The organism is Kineococcus sp. NBC_00420, assembly GCF_036021035.1.
GTDB lineage: Bacteria > Actinomycetota > Actinomycetes > Actinomycetales > Kineococcaceae > Kineococcus.
This window is the reverse complement of the sequence record NZ_CP107930.1, coordinates 76376-90204: the sequence shown is the minus strand read 5'-3', so window position 1 is coordinate 90204 and position 13829 is coordinate 76376. Positions and strand designations below refer to the sequence as shown.

At 67.9% G+C, this 13829-nt stretch carries 16 protein-coding genes; 7 read left to right on the top strand and 9 right to left on the bottom strand.

Going from position 1 to position 13829, the window contains the following annotated elements; genetic code table 11:
• Positions 1–444: 444 nt before the first annotated feature.
• Both OG218_RS00505 and OG218_RS00500 read right to left on the bottom strand, forming a co-directional pair.
• Complete coding sequence (locus OG218_RS00505; protein ID WP_328291248.1) at positions 445–1773, bottom strand: IS1380 family transposase; 1329 nt, start codon at positions 1771–1773, stop codon at positions 445–447.
• Between the two features lie 354 nt (positions 1774–2127).
• Complete coding sequence (locus tag OG218_RS00500; protein WP_328291247.1) at positions 2128–2886, bottom strand: GNAT family N-acetyltransferase; 759 nt, start codon at positions 2884–2886, stop codon at positions 2128–2130.
• Between the two features lie 326 nt (positions 2887–3212).
• Between OG218_RS00500 and OG218_RS00495 the strand changes: the two genes are divergently transcribed.
• A complete protein-coding gene (locus tag OG218_RS00495; protein ID WP_328291246.1) occupies positions 3213–3620 on the top strand; it encodes a hypothetical protein in 408 nt (135 codons plus the stop codon).
• 205 nt (positions 3621–3825) lie between these two features.
• A complete protein-coding gene (locus OG218_RS00490) occupies positions 3826–4188 on the top strand; it encodes a hypothetical protein (RefSeq protein WP_328291245.1) in 363 nt (120 codons plus the stop codon).
• Between the two features lie 87 nt (positions 4189–4275).
• On the opposite strand, the gene OG218_RS00485 is transcribed toward OG218_RS00490, so the two are convergent.
• Positions 4276–4797, bottom strand: a complete 522-nt coding sequence (locus OG218_RS00485; protein WP_328291244.1) for a GNAT family N-acetyltransferase — start codon at positions 4795–4797, stop codon at positions 4276–4278.
• A 38-nt stretch (positions 4798–4835) separates the two neighbouring features.
• Here OG218_RS00485 and OG218_RS00480 point away from each other — a divergent pair, with 38 nt between their 5' ends.
• Positions 4836–5282 carry a hypothetical protein gene (locus OG218_RS00480; RefSeq protein ID WP_328291243.1) on the top strand — a complete coding sequence of 149 codons (447 nt, stop codon included), beginning with the start codon at positions 4836–4838 and terminating at the stop codon, positions 5280–5282.
• 144 nt (positions 5283–5426) lie between these two features.
• Here the strand turns inward: OG218_RS00480 and OG218_RS00475 are convergent, their stop codons facing one another.
• From OG218_RS00475 to OG218_RS00465, 3 genes are all read right to left on the bottom strand, one after another.
• Positions 5427–5894: a hypothetical protein gene (locus OG218_RS00475; protein ID WP_328291242.1), complete on the bottom strand. Its 468-nt coding sequence runs from the start codon at positions 5892–5894 to the stop codon at positions 5427–5429.
• A gap of 140 nt (positions 5895–6034) precedes the next feature.
• The gene (locus OG218_RS00470; RefSeq protein ID WP_328291241.1) at positions 6035–6970 is read right to left on the bottom strand and encodes a phosphotransferase family protein; all 936 of its coding nucleotides are present in this window, start codon (positions 6968–6970) and stop codon (positions 6035–6037) included.
• Positions 6971–7155: 185 nt separating this feature from the next.
• On the bottom strand, positions 7156–7794 hold the full coding sequence (locus tag OG218_RS00465; protein ID WP_328291240.1) for a hypothetical protein: 639 nt from the start codon (positions 7792–7794) through the stop codon (positions 7156–7158).
• 205 nt (positions 7795–7999) lie between these two features.
• Between OG218_RS00465 and OG218_RS00460 the strand changes: the two genes are divergently transcribed.
• On the top strand, positions 8000–8311 hold the full coding sequence (locus OG218_RS00460; protein ID WP_328291239.1) for a hypothetical protein: 312 nt from the start codon (positions 8000–8002) through the stop codon (positions 8309–8311).
• A 274-nt stretch (positions 8312–8585) separates the two neighbouring features.
• On the opposite strand, the gene OG218_RS00455 is transcribed toward OG218_RS00460, so the two are convergent.
• On the bottom strand, positions 8586–9074 hold the full coding sequence (locus OG218_RS00455; protein ID WP_328291238.1) for a hypothetical protein: 489 nt from the start codon (positions 9072–9074) through the stop codon (positions 8586–8588).
• A gap of 381 nt (positions 9075–9455) precedes the next feature.
• Between OG218_RS00455 and OG218_RS00450 the strand changes: the two genes are divergently transcribed.
• A complete protein-coding gene (locus OG218_RS00450) occupies positions 9456–9929 on the top strand; it encodes an Imm26 family immunity protein (protein ID WP_328291237.1) in 474 nt (157 codons plus the stop codon).
• A 176-nt stretch (positions 9930–10105) separates the two neighbouring features.
• Here the strand turns inward: OG218_RS00450 and OG218_RS00445 are convergent, their stop codons facing one another.
• Entirely contained in the window at positions 10106–11392 is a 1287-nt protein-coding gene (locus OG218_RS00445) for a tyrosine-type recombinase/integrase (RefSeq protein WP_328291236.1), read from the bottom strand.
• Positions 11389–12528: a tyrosine-type recombinase/integrase gene (locus OG218_RS00440; RefSeq protein WP_328291235.1), complete on the bottom strand. Its 1140-nt coding sequence runs from the start codon at positions 12526–12528 to the stop codon at positions 11389–11391. The genes OG218_RS00445 and OG218_RS00440 overlap by 4 nt, the downstream gene beginning before the upstream one ends.
• Before the next feature lie 217 nt (positions 12529–12745).
• Here OG218_RS00440 and OG218_RS00435 point away from each other — a divergent pair, with 217 nt between their 5' ends.
• Together OG218_RS00435 and OG218_RS00430 are read left to right on the top strand one after the other, a co-directional pair.
• Positions 12746–13117 carry a VOC family protein gene (locus OG218_RS00435; protein ID WP_328291234.1) on the top strand — a complete coding sequence of 124 codons (372 nt, stop codon included), beginning with the start codon at positions 12746–12748 and terminating at the stop codon, positions 13115–13117.
• A 183-nt stretch (positions 13118–13300) separates the two neighbouring features.
• The gene (locus tag OG218_RS00430; RefSeq protein ID WP_328291233.1) at positions 13301–13711 is read left to right on the top strand and encodes a hypothetical protein; all 411 of its coding nucleotides are present in this window, start codon (positions 13301–13303) and stop codon (positions 13709–13711) included.
• Positions 13712–13829 lie beyond the last annotated feature (118 nt).

The following is a 13829-nucleotide window of genomic DNA, read 5'->3' as shown; positions in this document are numbered from 1 at the left end:
TACGGTCTCCGCGTCTTGAAAGGGTGGTCTCGTGAACGAGATCAAAGCTTGGCTCCCCGCGATAGTTGGCGCCATCGCGGCTGCTCTGGGAGCTGTTCTGGGACTCGTGGTGGCGCTCATCGTCCCGTCGGTACCCGGTTGGCTCCTCCCGGTCCTCATAGCCTCTTTCGGCATCGGGCTCGGCGCTCTGGCTGGCGTGACTACTCGCCGCAGGCTCCAGTCAGGTCGCAGCAGGACTTAGAGCGACCGGCAGTAGGTAGCGGGACCCACCTGCTTGTGCCCTGCGGTGACTACTCGACGGCGCTGCCCTAGCCTCGATCTTTCACCGTAGGGTTGTGCTGCGGCGTATTGAGGCGCTGACCTGGGGTTTCGTGCGTGGGCGTGGAGAAGCCCCGCGTCTTGTCGCGGTTTCCGAAGCTCCGGTTGTCGGGACGTTGATGACGGTCAGGGGCTGAGGTCGGCGAGTTGTCGGTGGGCGGTGAGGATCAGCCGAGCCCAGGGCCAAGACCGCGGAAGCCGCAGCAGGGTCCGCCGTCCGGTGCGGACGATGCGCCCCGCGACGGTGAGTAGTCTTAGACGCAGCCGTTTAGGTTCCCAGACCCGGGCCGCGGTGCCTGTGAGAGCCAGGTGCTGGGTCCAGGCGAGCAGGTCGTTGGCCAACGCGACGATCTCAAGCCAGATCTCGTTAGCGGCGAACCCTTGCAGGGGCAGGTTGCGCAAGCCGGTGTCCTTGACGCAGCGGATCCGGTCCTCGGCCCGCGCCCGTAGCCGGTGGGTCAATTCGTGGTCGGCGACTCGCCCGCCGGGGACGTTGGTGGCGAAGACGGTGATGCGCCAGCCGTCCGCGTCGGTGATGCGCAGCTGGGCTCCCGGGTGCGGCCGTTCCCGGCGGGCGATGATCCGCATGCCCGGTGGCCAGGGACTCTTCGACGGGCGGACGTAGCGGGTCAGTTCGGCGACCTGGGCGCCATCACGAGCGGAGCCGTCTGGTTCGATGGCGGCCCGCCAGGCCCGCTTGGGGATCTGCGGCAAGGCGTCCAGGATCGGGTGATGCACGTACAGCCCAACTGAATACGCCAGTCCGGTGTCGTGCAGGTGACGGACGAACGCTTGGACTCCGGCGCCGGCGTCGCCACGGACCAGCACTCGGGGGCGTTCGTGCTCGGGCAGTTGCTGCAGTGCTTCGGTCAGGACAGCGATGTGGGCTGCGGCGTCGTTGGCGGTTGCCTTGCCAATGCGTAGTTGTCCGCCGACGTACTCCCCGGTTCCGCCGGGGCCGTGGTCGACGAACGCCAGCAGCGGGTGGAACCCGAACGTCCGTTTCCACGTTGCGGTGGCGCCTTCTTTCTCGGAGTGCGACGCGACGATGGTGGCGTCCAGGTCGATGATGATGTGCCCCTGCTGCGGGACCGGGGAAGCGGTGGACCAGACCTTCTCCCGTGCGGCGGCCCGGGCTCGACGCAGTGCCGTCAGGGCGGTCGGTGCGTCCTGGGCGAGTCTGGTGATCAGTCGCGAAACGGTCGGGTCGGAGGCGACGAGGCCGAAGAGTTCGGGTTGGGCGCGGACGACGCCGAGGTCGGCCAGGCAGTCACCGCCTAGGGCCACGGCAGTGGCCAGGTCGAGGATGATCTTGCCGGGATCGTGGATCGCCCACGGGCTGCGCCACGGTGCGAGCTCCCGGCTCAGGGCGGGGTCCAAGCCGCTGAACCTTGCGGTGTCGACCAGCAACGACGCGCCCGCGGAGGACAGTAGCGACTCGCCGTCTCCGGTCATGGTCAGTCGGTGGGGGCTGGGTTTAGTCTTCACTCACGAAGTGCCTCTCTGCGTGATGGCCATGGGCTCTCGACAAGCACCATGATCGACTGCAGAGCAGGCACTTCGCTGCATCTACGGCTCGTGTCGACTACCCGAGCTGAGATCGTCGTGAAAGATCGAGGCTAGCGTTGCTGGCAAGACGGCGTGGCCTACGACCCCGCTCAGCACAGGGTTCTGCAGACTGTTCTCGCGGCGGCCGCTTGACGCAGGGCTACTCATGCCGACGTCCGTGTGACCATCAGCCGTGCAGCCGTTGGACCTCGAGCTGGACGCCGCGAGCTCACTGCCCCGGGGCCGTTCAGGCGTATGCGGTCAGGTGGGACTCGAGGAACGTGTCGTGCGCGCGACGGTCTCGAAGCCCAGCCGCTGGTAGATCGGTAGACCGGCTTCACTGGCGTTGAGGCAGGCCTGCTCTGCGCCCGTCGCCTGGGCGGCGCTCAGAGCGGCAGCGGTCATGGCCCTGCCGATCCCGCGGGAACGCCACCCGGGACCGGTGTTGACGAAGATGACGGTCGCCTGAGAGCCGAAGACGCCGACGCCTGACGTCGCGTGCGCAGCGCCGTCGACGTCCACAGCGGCAAAGAGCTGGAAGGCGGGCGACAGTGACCGCAGGTACCCGGCGAGCACGGCGTGAGGTTCCTCGAAGGTGGGATCCGCGGACAGGGCGACGGCGACCGCGTCGTCCAGCGGAACCCCGTCGACCGCGTCGTCGGCCAGCCGGCGCACCGGTAGGAGGATCAGCTCGCCGGTCAGAGTCGACTCCGGCACGGTCCGCAGGTCGCGGCAGGCCATCGCCGTCGCCGCCCTCGACCTCCACTCGAGGTGAGCCTGGACGAGCGCGGTGCAGCGGGTGGCCTCCGCGAAGAGGTCGATCATCCCGGTCCGGATGCTCGGCAGGAGAGCGGCGAGCTCGTCGTGGGCCCGATCGTCGGTAACCAGGAGGCGAACGGGTGAGGTGCTATCGGCGAGGGCTGCGCCGTGAATCCCCGGCCCCTCCAGGACCGCCCGGCCCGAGGGGACGTGTCGCGAGACGAAGGCGCTGGCGTACACATCCTGCGCTCCCGTCCACATGCGCACGAGCCTAGGCATTTCGGGGCGACCGAGGCTCGTTCGCCCGATGTCGCCGTGGAACTACACGAGGCAGGCAGCATCGTCCGGTGGACGACCGGGAGTGAGGCGGACGAGGCGCCCGATCTACCGGACATGACGATGACCGAGCGGTCTTTGACCACCCGTTTGGGCACTCAAGACGGCACCCTCAAGCACCGATACGCGCCTGCCGATGAACGGACATGCCGAGCGCGACACGCACCACGATGGCCATGGCTGCAGCCGTTCCCCTGCTGCTCCTGTCCGGAGGGCAGTCGCATCAAGACCCCTCCCCACCACACGCCTCAATGCGCCCCTTCCCCGTTGACTGCTACGTCACGACCAGCATCAGCTACCTCCCTGACGCAGCAGCGCTGCCGGATCTGAAGGCGATCCGCGCTGAGCTTGCGCAGCTATCAGCGAAGTCCAGCGCCAGCCTCCCCGCCGCCAGCCCTCACGAGGCTGGGCAGGGACGCGCGTGGGCCACAGCAGCGCACGCGCTCAGCCGACCCGACGCGCGCAGCTCCACCGAGGCCACCTCTCTGCGCCTCACGGCTTACGACGGCTACGGCCGCATGACCGCCGAGGCCAACTACGGCCGAAGGAGCCAAGCCTCCCTGAACTCCAACCTGGCCGATGGGTACCTGCTGTCTACCGTCACCTATCTCGCAGATCCCCTGTCTGATCTGGGGATCTGCGCCACCACCAGCAGCTGACCCGTGTCTGTCTGACCCTGTTCCCACGCTCGGCACGCGGTCTCGGCGGCAGTGGACAGATAACGTCACGGTCATCCCGCGTAGTGCGCGGTCTCGGGTGGCCAGCGACGACCCCGCCCGACGAGGTGAGTGCGTGCGTTCGCAGCCCTCGATCGGAGAGACCGGCCGAGACAGCCGGCGGCGACGAAGAGGCCATGCTGGGGTGGTGAGCGAGTCGGAGGAGCACAGCAAGGCTGAGATCGTGGCCATGGCCAAGCTGCACTACGGGCCGGACTACCCGATTGACGTGCGGCTGTGGTTCACCAACGACGAGTGCGAAGGGCGCGACTACCTCACGGGCAACCCACACACCTTCCCCGGCCGTTTGGGCGCCTACTGCCCGCACTCTGACCAGGGCTTCAACGTGTCCAAGAATCAGATCCGCACCTTGTCGCCGGAGGCGGAGCTGTGGCTGGCGGGCTTCCTCGCGGGCAACGAGCCGCACCCTGCCGAAGAAGGTGACGAAGCGCAGTGGGACCGAGCGGTGGTGGAGTTCCGCCGGACCGGGCAGTGGCCCCTCGACGACTAGATCGGCACGAGCCTTCTCGCCGCCGCCAGACCCCACATGCGCGGTCATCTCGCTGGTCGCGCGCTGTGGCCGAGGCCGGTGGAGCGTTCAGGGTGTAACTGGGTACAACGCCTTGGTCAGGATGATCGCGTACGAGGTGATGGAGCCGCGCTGGTAGGGCTTCGTCTCCCCGGTCGGTGTGAGACCGACGGAACGCCAGAAAGGCAGGACCACATCGTTAGTCGCCACGACCGCAGCGCGCACGCAGTGCACCTCGTTCCATTGCCGCACGAGGTCCTCGACGCCCTGGTACGCCGCACGGCCCAAGCCCTGACCAGTTCGCGCTTCCTCAAGCAGCAGCAGGCCGATGTGGGCCGTCGCAGGATCAGGCCAACCGCGGATCACGTCCAAGACCCCTACCGGCTCATCCTCAACAAAGAGGCCGTAGACGTACTTGGCTGCTCGGTCCACCCCGGGTGGCAGTGCCAGGAACATCTCAGCAGCGTCATCAGGTCCTGGCGCTTGGCCGGTGACCCGCAGCGCGTAGTCCGGGGCCTGGTTCAAGATGTGCTGCACGACGCGCACGTCGTCTGCCGTCCCGGCCAGGGGCGCTAGCCGGAGGTTCGTCATCGCTGCATGTTCACACATCGAGGTGGCGACGAGATGGCGTGGAGCGCACGGTCATCCCGCTGATCGTGCGCGATCATGAGGGCGTGGAGCAGACGTCGCGAGCAGTGATCGCTTTCGATGCAGAGGACAGCCTGGAGCCCATCGTCTTCGTCGACCTCAGCTTCGCTGCTAGCTCGATGGAAGCCATTGACGTCGACGACGGGGAGTACGAGGAGATCGCCTGGTTCGACGACGGCGAGGTCATCAAGGTCGGCATTGAACGCGTCGCCCGCGCCGACCTCCGGGTGAAGCTCACTCCCACCGGGCAGTACGACCTCCCTGCGCTGCGCGAGGCCCTAGCGCGAACGCGTCCCGACTTGGCCGAGGCTGACGTCGTGGCCGTGCGCGCCTTCGCCGCCGAAGAGCTCGCCGCTGAGGAGACGTGGCAGGAGTCCCGCTGGCACCGCCGACTCAGCCGTTGGCTGCATCGGCAACAACCCAGCTGACTCCCCGGAGATCGTCCACTCCGAGCTTGCCTAAGCCCCGCACGTTGTCCGTCGAAGCGGTGAGCATGAGGCGACTCCTGCACCCCTGATCGACTTCACGGTCATCCCGCCGTCCGCGTGCTCCACCCGCTCAGCCGGGCACGATCAGGACGGATCAGCGCCCCCGCTCGTGTACGCCCGCAGCGCTGCCTCCTCCTCCGCGCTGATCACGGCCTCGAAGTCCAGCAGCTCACCGGGGTAGATGCCCGTGCCGTACCCGGGCACTGTCACGAACCACGCCGACTCCGCCCCGAACCAGTGCACCTGCCCCGCGACTCCCAGCATCTCCACCTCCTCGACGTCGCTGGGATCTTCCACCGCGACGATGCGCACCCACTGCCCATCACGCCCGTACGGCGGCCGCGGCCACGCCACGTCCAAGGACCGCGCGATCTGCCCCACCGCCACCGCGAACACCCGGGCCGCCCCCTCGTGCGCGATCGTCAGCACTTCCCCGGTGCGGCGGGTGGTGCCCACCAGCACCTCCCCCTCAGGCCCGTCGACGAGCACCGCGTAGGAGCGGTCCGGCTCGTGGCGCACCCGCGCGCGGACGTGAAGCGGAGCAACAGCCATGAGGCGATCGTCGCTCACCAGCACCACCCGCAGCGGGTGTTCCGCATCCGGTCATCCCGCGTTGTGCGCGGTCGCCCCGGGGGTTGGCGACGACCGGGTCTGTCGATGGCAGAGCGACCAGCTGACACCAAGTCGGCGGTCTACAGCAGGACAGCAAAGCGGACGTCAGGCCGCCGCAGCACCGCGGCGCACCAGCGGAAGTGCCCGTCGGCGGTACCGCTGTAAGCGTTAGCGCCGATGAGGGCGTAGACGGCCTTGAACCGCAGGATGTCCGCGCGCTCAACGCTGAACGCCTCGACGAACAGATCGCTCAGTCGCTGGTCGGTACGCAGGGCATGCGGGCCGTACATGTCGAAGAAACCCGACGTCATCGCCATCTCCAGCACCGGATCAGCCAGCATCGTCAGGAACCCCCAGTCCAGGACCGCACTGAGCCGGCAGTCGTCGTCGACCAGCACGTTCTCCGGACAGATGTCCCCGTGCTGCAACGCGACTGCCACGTCCCGGCGGCTGGACAGGAAAGCGCCGCAGGCCTCCACCAGGTCGTCCAGGCGGTCGACGTGCACCCGCAGCAACCCTCCAAAGCGGCGGATGCGATCGTCGAGCAACTGCTGCAAGGCTGCCGCCCAAGGCTGAGCGGTGGTCACCATCGAGTCGCCCAAAAGCGGCAAGTCAGGCATCTCAATCGGCTGCGGGTGCGGGATGGTGCGCAGCGCGCTCAGCAGCTCGACCAACGCCTGCTCGGCGCGGGGATCCAGGCGCCCAGCGGCTGGGTCGTAGAAGTCTCCGATACTGCGGCCGCGCAAGCGCGGCTGACGCAGCAGAAAGCGACCATCGAACAGGTTGAGGCGGCCCAGTGGGGCAGGGACGGCGAACGGCAGGCGGCACTGATTCAGCTGCTCAAGCATTCGCTCTACGGGCCCCGTGTCGGCTGCAGCTGCCTCCCGGGGCAGCCGGGCGACGGTCTGCTCGTTGAGGGCGTAGACGTCGGCTTCCATGCCCGCCGCCAGCCAGCGCGCGTCGGGGTAGCCCAGAGCACGCAGCTGCGCAGGGACCGGGTCGGTCTTCTCGATCACAGACCCAGTCAGCCAGAGGCCGGACGAGCAAGTCCACTGCGTCGTCAATCCACGGTGCCCTTCGGCCAGCAGCCGTGACGGCGAGAACTCGACGTCACGGTCATCCCGCCGTCCGCGCGACCCTGCCGATGATCACAACGTTGAGGAGCGACCGAAGGCCGAAGTAGCCCGGCCCGAGCCGTGCCTCACGAGACGCCGATCAGCACGTCGCACCGAGCCAGCATCTGCACCGCCGACACCGGTGAGAACACCGCATAGACCGTGACGTCACAGTCCACGCTCCCGAAGCGCTGCTGCCACGCCAGCCGGGTCTGGCCCACCCGGTGGTGCTGCACCCCCACGTGATGACCGTGCACTGAGACCATCGTGGTGTCACCACTCGTCACCAGCCGCAGCGTCGCCGGCTGCGCCGGTGGCCACGGGTCGCCGTAGCTCACGTGCATCGAGGTCACCTGCGACGCCGACCCGGCCACCACCTCCGCGTGCAGCACCGCCTCCAGCACCGCCTCGTCGGGGGCGTACAGCACGAGCACCCCAGCACTGCCCCCACGCAGCTCCTGCGGAGCGACCAGGCCTTCAGGTTCGAGACTGAACAGCACCTCCACCTGCCCGGCCTCCCGCAGCACCGACAACCCGGGCACCGCGAAGCCGAGGCGCTGCCGCAACGCCTCGCGGTCCTGCCGCTGGGCGAACGGAGAAGGTGGGAGCGGGGCCGCGTGGAGCGGAGCCTGACCCGGCTGCAGCGACTCCAGCAGCACCCGCAGACCGTGCGGCAAGGCCTCCCCGTCGACGGGCCCGAAGTCGACACCGACCGGCTCGCTCATGGCCTCCACTGTGCCGGAGCCAACGACCTCACGGTCATCCCGCCTTGTGCGCGCTGTCGTCCACGGCGTACGACGTCGTGGTCATGGCGATGTCCGGATGTGATCACGGCGGCCTACGACCTCACGGTCATCCCGCGGTGCGCACGGGACATCCAACGGTCTTAGCGCCAGCAGACGACCACGTCCCGCTGGATACCGTGCAGCGATGGCAGAGGACATGCAGGCGCCAGTAACCCTGATCTTCAAGGCCGCCTTCGGCGCCGACCCGCTCTGGCGGCGCGTCGCAGGACGTCAGAACGGCATGGTCAAGCTCGGCCAGCTGCCCCTGTCTGACAACCTCAAGACTGACGTGCGGGCCTGGGCACGGCACCACGACGAGCTGCAGGACCCGCCCGGGCCCATCCGAGGCACCCCTGCGGATCTGGCCGCGTGGGTGGCAGCGGGCAGGGACTTGGTCGCTCGGCTGCGCACCGAGTTGGGGCCGGACTTCGATGTGATCGACGGCTACCAGAGCTAGGACACGACGGAGTGTCCGGCTCCTCCGAACGTCACGGTCATCCCGCGATCCGGTCGAGACGTTGGCGGCCGCGACGTCGCGGTCTTGGCGATGACCGGGTGGAAGCCGAGCAGCAGGAACCACCCACATATCCCCGCGGTGCGCGCAGCGCACGGTCATCCCGCCTCTCCGGACCGTTGCCAGAGGCCGGCGACGTCTCGGGCACGGCGAGAAGCGGACGAGGCCTCAAGTACTTGAAGGAGCACGACCTCACGCTGCGCCGCCGCGGCGACGCTCACTGGCGCTGAGTCGCCTGGATGTGAGCGAAGTAGATCCCGTAAGTGCCGCGATCAGTGAAGACCGCATCGCCGAGCTCGATCGGGGAGGTCAGGTAGGCCGTCCACAACACACGCCCGCGGGCCTCGACGTCGCCCGTCGACGCACCGCCAGCGCACCAGGGATGGGAAGTGAGCATCCATCCGAGGGCGAAGAGCACCTCGACATCGCCCGGGTGAGCCGCCAGCAGGTGCTCGCAGGTAGGCAGGAAGAAGCCCTCCTCCACCGCTTGGGCGCTGGACACATCGGGCAGCCCCGTCAGAAACTCCGGTTCGGAGCAGGAGTACCAGTCCAGGAACGCCAAGCGCAGCGCTGTCTCACGATCACGCTCACCCGCCCGCCAACGTCCAGCCAGCTGAGCCCGAGCCGGGGCGAGCGTCTTGCTGGCACCTGCGGTGTACAGCGCTTCCAGCGCGGTGATCTCCTCCAACGTTGCCCAGCCGCTCACGATCCCCATCCTCGCTGCAGCCAGCCTCGCTGGTCATCCCCGCCGGCCCGCCGGACGCCCCGACCGCCGACATCAACACCTGCTCAACCCGGTAGAAACAGCCATCGACTCTCGACCGAACGGTCGTCCCGCTGACCAAGAGGTCGTCGACGTCGCGGTCATGGCGATGACCGAGCGGTCCATCAGGAGCAGTACCCAGCAGGCACCGCACATCCACTGGTGCCGCAGGTGGGATACGAGCAGCCTTCCGCGATGCGAGGACGGTGTCAGGCGGTGGAGGACTTCCCGCCCTAAAGCAGCCGCCGCATCCGGTCGAGCCGCAAGATGGCGCAGACAAGGGTTCATCGCGGCCACCGGGACCGACCAGAAGCGAGCAGACACATGCCCACGACCTGCTCACCCGGGGACGTCCTCGGAATACCGCTGCCCAGTGGGGGCTACGCCGTCGGGCTCATCACCCGCGTCTCGCGCGAGCACAGGGGCATCCTGCTCGGCTTCTTCTTCGGACCGCGAAGGTCCGAACTGCCCGCAGTCGACGGATTCCTGCCGGGCACCCCGGATGACGCCGTCCTGGTCGCCAGGTTCGGTGGCCGTCTAGTCCGGCAGGGCACCTGGCCCACGCTGGGCAGTCTCGAAGGGTGGGAGCCGCACCCGTGGGAGGTGACTCGCTTCCTTCGCCGGCCCAGCATGGGGCCGCCCCGGATCGTGATCTACGACGCGAACGATCCGTTGGTGCAGCTGGCTGAGGTGGTCATCGACCCCGACCAGATCGACCCGACCATGCCGTTCGAGACCTTGGTGGGGTGGGGGCAGCTTCCTCGCATGCTGGATGAGCGTCTACCCCTGATTCGGTGAGGCCATGTAGGGAGCGATCGGTGGCTAGTGCAGAGGGCGCGAAGCACCGCCGAGGTGGTCGTGGGAGCTGCTGTGGCGATCCGCAGCTCGACCGTCAAGATCATCCAGAGACGCTAGCGATTGCGGGCGCAATCTCACGGTCATCCCGCTTATGCAGGTGATCGGTGTCAAGGGGGTCAGGACGCGGGCTGGTCGAGGCCTCTGAGGAGGCCCGCGAAGAGCTGCTGACGCCCTTGTTGATCATGTTCGGCGGCGTGGTCGTACTGGGCCTGCAACGTCGGTCGGAAGGCGATCGAGGTCTGGAAGAACGTGCAGGTCTCGCAGACCGACTCGAAGGTGCAATCCAGCGCCGGAGGTCGTGTGCAGAAGCCATTGCCCAGCATCCGCTGATGCATCTCGCGGTGCAGGCGGGCCATCTCCGGGCCGGCCGCGGAGGCCGGTAGTGCGGTGTTCTCGCCGTCGAGGTTGTCGGGGTCGTGGGCGGCGTAGAGCGCTTCGACCTTCTCAGTGACGGCGAAGTACTCATCAGCGACGGTCCGATTCGCGATCTTGGCGTAGCGAAGGGTCATGTCCATCGAGTGATGCCCCAGCAGGGCAGCGATGGCCTCCAAACTCATGCCGCGGTTGATGGCCTGAGTGGCCAGGGTGTGGCGCATCTGATGGGGGTGGACGTGGCCGAGGCCGGCGGCGGTGGCGACGTTGTTCAGGCAGCGGGTGACGCTGTAACGGTCCATGGGTATGCCGTTCTCCCGCGGCAACAGCAGCGGGTGGGCAGGGTCGACGAAGCGGTCACGGTAATCGGCGATGAGCTCGACCAGTTGGGGGTGCAGCGGGATGTAGCGATCGTCGAGGAGTTTGCCGACAGGAACGTGCAGCCAGTGCCCAGCACCGATCTGGCGGACCGCGTCGCGGCGCAGACCGGTGAACTCCCCGACGCGCAGTCCGGTGCGGATCAGGACCTCGCAGATGACCCGCTCGAGCAGACGCGGTCGGGTCTGCGCGGCGCGCAGGAACTTCGCGGCGGCGGCATCGTCCAGGGCCTTCGGCAGGGGTTTCTCCTGCCGCGGCAGGTCACCGAAGAGAATGGGAACCGTGGGTGGGGCCTGCGGCCAGTCCCAGTCGCGGATGCGGATGAAGAAGGTGCGTAGGTTGCCCAGGCGGTGGGCGCGGGTGGCGGCGGTGACGGGTTTCCCGCGCTGGTTGGTGCGGGCGGCCAGCCAGGGCTTGTAGTCCTCGATGTGGACGCGACGAACGTCAGCCAAGCGGGTGATCTGAGGGTGTTCCTGGAACATGAACTGGGTGAAGCAGCGCAGCGCTATGTCGGAGTTACGGACACTGCCGGAGCGCAAGGTGGTGGCGATCTGCCTCAGGTAGGCGTGCATGGGAACGGTCAGCTCTGTTGCGTCACCCATTGCCTCAGAGTCGATCTCGGCCCAGCTAAGGAAGCGGTCGGGTTGCTTCATCGCCGACCTCGCAGTCCCATGACCGTTGACGTGATCGGTGAGATGACCTCGGGAGTGGGTGGAGCAGTGCGGTGGCCAGCGAACGCTTGAGCATCGATGGCTTCGGCGGCGCGGCGATACTGCCCCGCCAGCCAGTCATCGCCGAGGTGGAGGTAGATGCGGGTGGATTCGATGGACGCGTGACCGGCCTGGGCCTGGATCGCTTCCAGGGCCATGCCCGCTTCGCGCAGCCGGGTCAGGCAGGTGTGACGCAACTGATGGCAGGTGACGTGCGCCAGGCCGGCGCGACGCCGTGCTCCGTCGAGGACCTCGTCGAGTCCCGAGGCCGACAGTGGGTGCCCGCGGCGGGGACCCTTGAGAACGCAGAAGACGTGTCCGTGCCCCAACTGGTCGGCTTCGGCTGGGCGTTCGAGGCTGAGGTAGTCGCCGAGATGGGTGAAGAAGCGTCGAAAGATCGGGATCTGGCGTTGGTGTCCGCCTTTGCCTTCGGCGATGAATACCCGCCGTGCCCCGACGTTCAGGTCCTCCAGGCGCAGGCGCAGGACCTCGCAGCGACGCAAACCCCCGAGCAGCATCGCGGCGACCATGGCGTGGTCGCGGTGGGTGCGCAGGGCAGAGGTGAGAGCGTCGGCTTCGTCGGGGTTCAGGATGACCGGCAGGGTCCGCGGGGAGCGGACCAGCGGGGTTCTCGATCCGCGACTGCTACGGGGCTGGTCGTGTTCGCGCCGTGTCGGCAGGCCGAGGGGGACGGGGTTGGCGGTGATGTCGCCGCGGGCGAGGAGGAAGGTGTAGAAACCGTTGATGCTGGACAACCGGCGTCGAACGGTGCGGGCACTGACCCCTCCAGCAGCGTCGGCGTCGGCGACGACGGCGATCACCGGGCCGAGCACTTCCGCTGATCCTGTTCGCTGGGCGGTGATGAAACCCAGCACGTCGGCGGCGGTGACCTCCGCCGGGGTCTTGGCGATGAGGGTGAAGAAGACCTTCAGGTCGTAGCCGGCGGCCAGGACGCTGTTGGGTCGACAGCGGGCGGTGAGGAAGTCGAGGTAGGCGTCCAGCCAGGGCTCACCCAGGCGCACGGCGGGCAGTCCGGAGGGCGTCAGTCCTTGGGTCAGTCGAAGATCCAGAACGGTCATGAGGGTGCCTCCACGCTGAGGACGTCGAGCCGGTGAGGCTCAGACCGGAGGTTAGCCCCCGATCACCCACATATCATCGCGGTGCGCGCGAAGCGCACGGTCATCCCGCGGTGCGCGCGAAGCGCACGGTCATCCCGCCCTCCGTGCTGACGCCAGCGGGACGTCCAGCGTCGCACCACAACGGACCCACCAGCAGACTCCTCCCATGATCGGCTCAGTGGAGAAGACCGTCCTGGATTGTCCCGACCCGCAGGCACTTGCCAGCTTCTACTGCGCCGTCCTGGGCATGCAGATCAACCAAGACATCGGTGACTGGGTCGTCATCGGTACCACCCCAGACCGACGCGAGCTCGCCTTCCAACGCACGGCCGACTGGACACCACCGACCTGGCCGGATCCAGAACGACCGCAGCAGATGCACCTCGACATCCGTGTCAGCGATCCCGACCGCGCAGAAGCAGAGCTGATCGCCCTCGGCGCGCAACGCCGCCCGACCGCTGCCGAGACGACCTTCCGCGTCTTCACCGACCCGGCAGGTCATCCGTTCTGCATCGTCTTCGGCCAGCCACCGCGGGGCCCAAGTCACTAGCTCATGGGCATGGCGTGTTGCGCCTGACGTCGCGGTGCGCGTGTGCACGGTCATCCCGCGTTGTGCGCGCTGTCGGGGCCGACGACTTCACAGTCTTGGCGAATTCCGGACGATCGATCAGGGCTTCAGCGGACCTGGCAACCTGGCAGCTGAGTCCCTCTCGACGCCGCACGCAGGAGTTCCATGCCCCACTGGATCTGGACGGTCATCGCCATGGCGATCCTCGGCACCGCCATCGGTCTACTCACCCCCCGACTGCGCCGACGCGCCCAACGCGGCCTCTACGGCGACGACGTCTTCGACGCCAGCGTCCGATCCCTGGGGCCATCACCTCACGGACTCAGCCAGGCGTGGGGTGGCGCGGCAGGTGCGGTCATCAGCGACGGGGGTGATCTGCGCTGGCGCGGCGCGGTACTCGTCGGTGGTCGGCTCGAAAACCCCGAACCGCGCAAGCCACAGGGGGGCGAGCTGGTCTGGCTGGACCCTTGGGCGCAGGTGTGGACCGCGGTCTTCAACGACGGCTCACGTGTGGAGCTGGCTGTCGCCCCCGGTGATGCCCACTACCTCAGACCCTGGCAGCAACCCGGAAGCTGACGCCGTCGACTTACCGGTCATCCCGCGTTGTGTGCGGTCGCCGGTGGCTGGCGACGTCGCGCTCTTGGCGATGACCAGGTGATCCGTGGGCGACGTGATCACTCGCATCTGCTCGGCC

Bases quoted from the DNA above. Each gene is read 5' to 3' on its own strand.
- OG218_RS00440 (WP_328291235.1), bottom strand. From the start codon at position 12,528: ATGACCGTTCTGGATCTTCGACTGACCCAAGGACTGACGCCCTCCGGA.
- OG218_RS00505 (WP_328291248.1), bottom strand. From the start codon at position 1,773: ATGACCGGAGACGGCGAGTCGCTACTGTCCTCCGCGGGCGCGTCGTTG.
- OG218_RS00445 (WP_328291236.1), bottom strand. From the start codon at position 11,392: ATGAAGCAACCCGACCGCTTCCTTAGCTGGGCCGAGATCGACTCTGAG.
- OG218_RS00500 (WP_328291247.1), bottom strand. From the start codon at position 2,886: ATGTGGACGGGAGCGCAGGATGTGTACGCCAGCGCCTTCGTCTCGCGA.
- OG218_RS00475 (WP_328291242.1), bottom strand. From the start codon at position 5,894: ATGGCTGTTGCTCCGCTTCACGTCCGCGCGCGGGTGCGCCACGAGCCG.
- OG218_RS00460 (WP_328291239.1), top strand. From the start codon at position 8,000: ATGGCAGAGGACATGCAGGCGCCAGTAACCCTGATCTTCAAGGCCGCC.
- OG218_RS00485 (WP_328291244.1), bottom strand. From the start codon at position 4,797: ATGACGAACCTCCGGCTAGCGCCCCTGGCCGGGACGGCAGACGACGTG.
- OG218_RS00465 (WP_328291240.1), bottom strand. From the start codon at position 7,794: ATGAGCGAGCCGGTCGGTGTCGACTTCGGGCCCGTCGACGGGGAGGCC.
- OG218_RS00430 (WP_328291233.1), top strand. From the start codon at position 13,301: ATGCCCCACTGGATCTGGACGGTCATCGCCATGGCGATCCTCGGCACC.
- OG218_RS00450 (WP_328291237.1), top strand. From the start codon at position 9,456: ATGCCCACGACCTGCTCACCCGGGGACGTCCTCGGAATACCGCTGCCC.
- OG218_RS00495 (WP_328291246.1), top strand. From the start codon at position 3,213: ATGCGCCCCTTCCCCGTTGACTGCTACGTCACGACCAGCATCAGCTAC.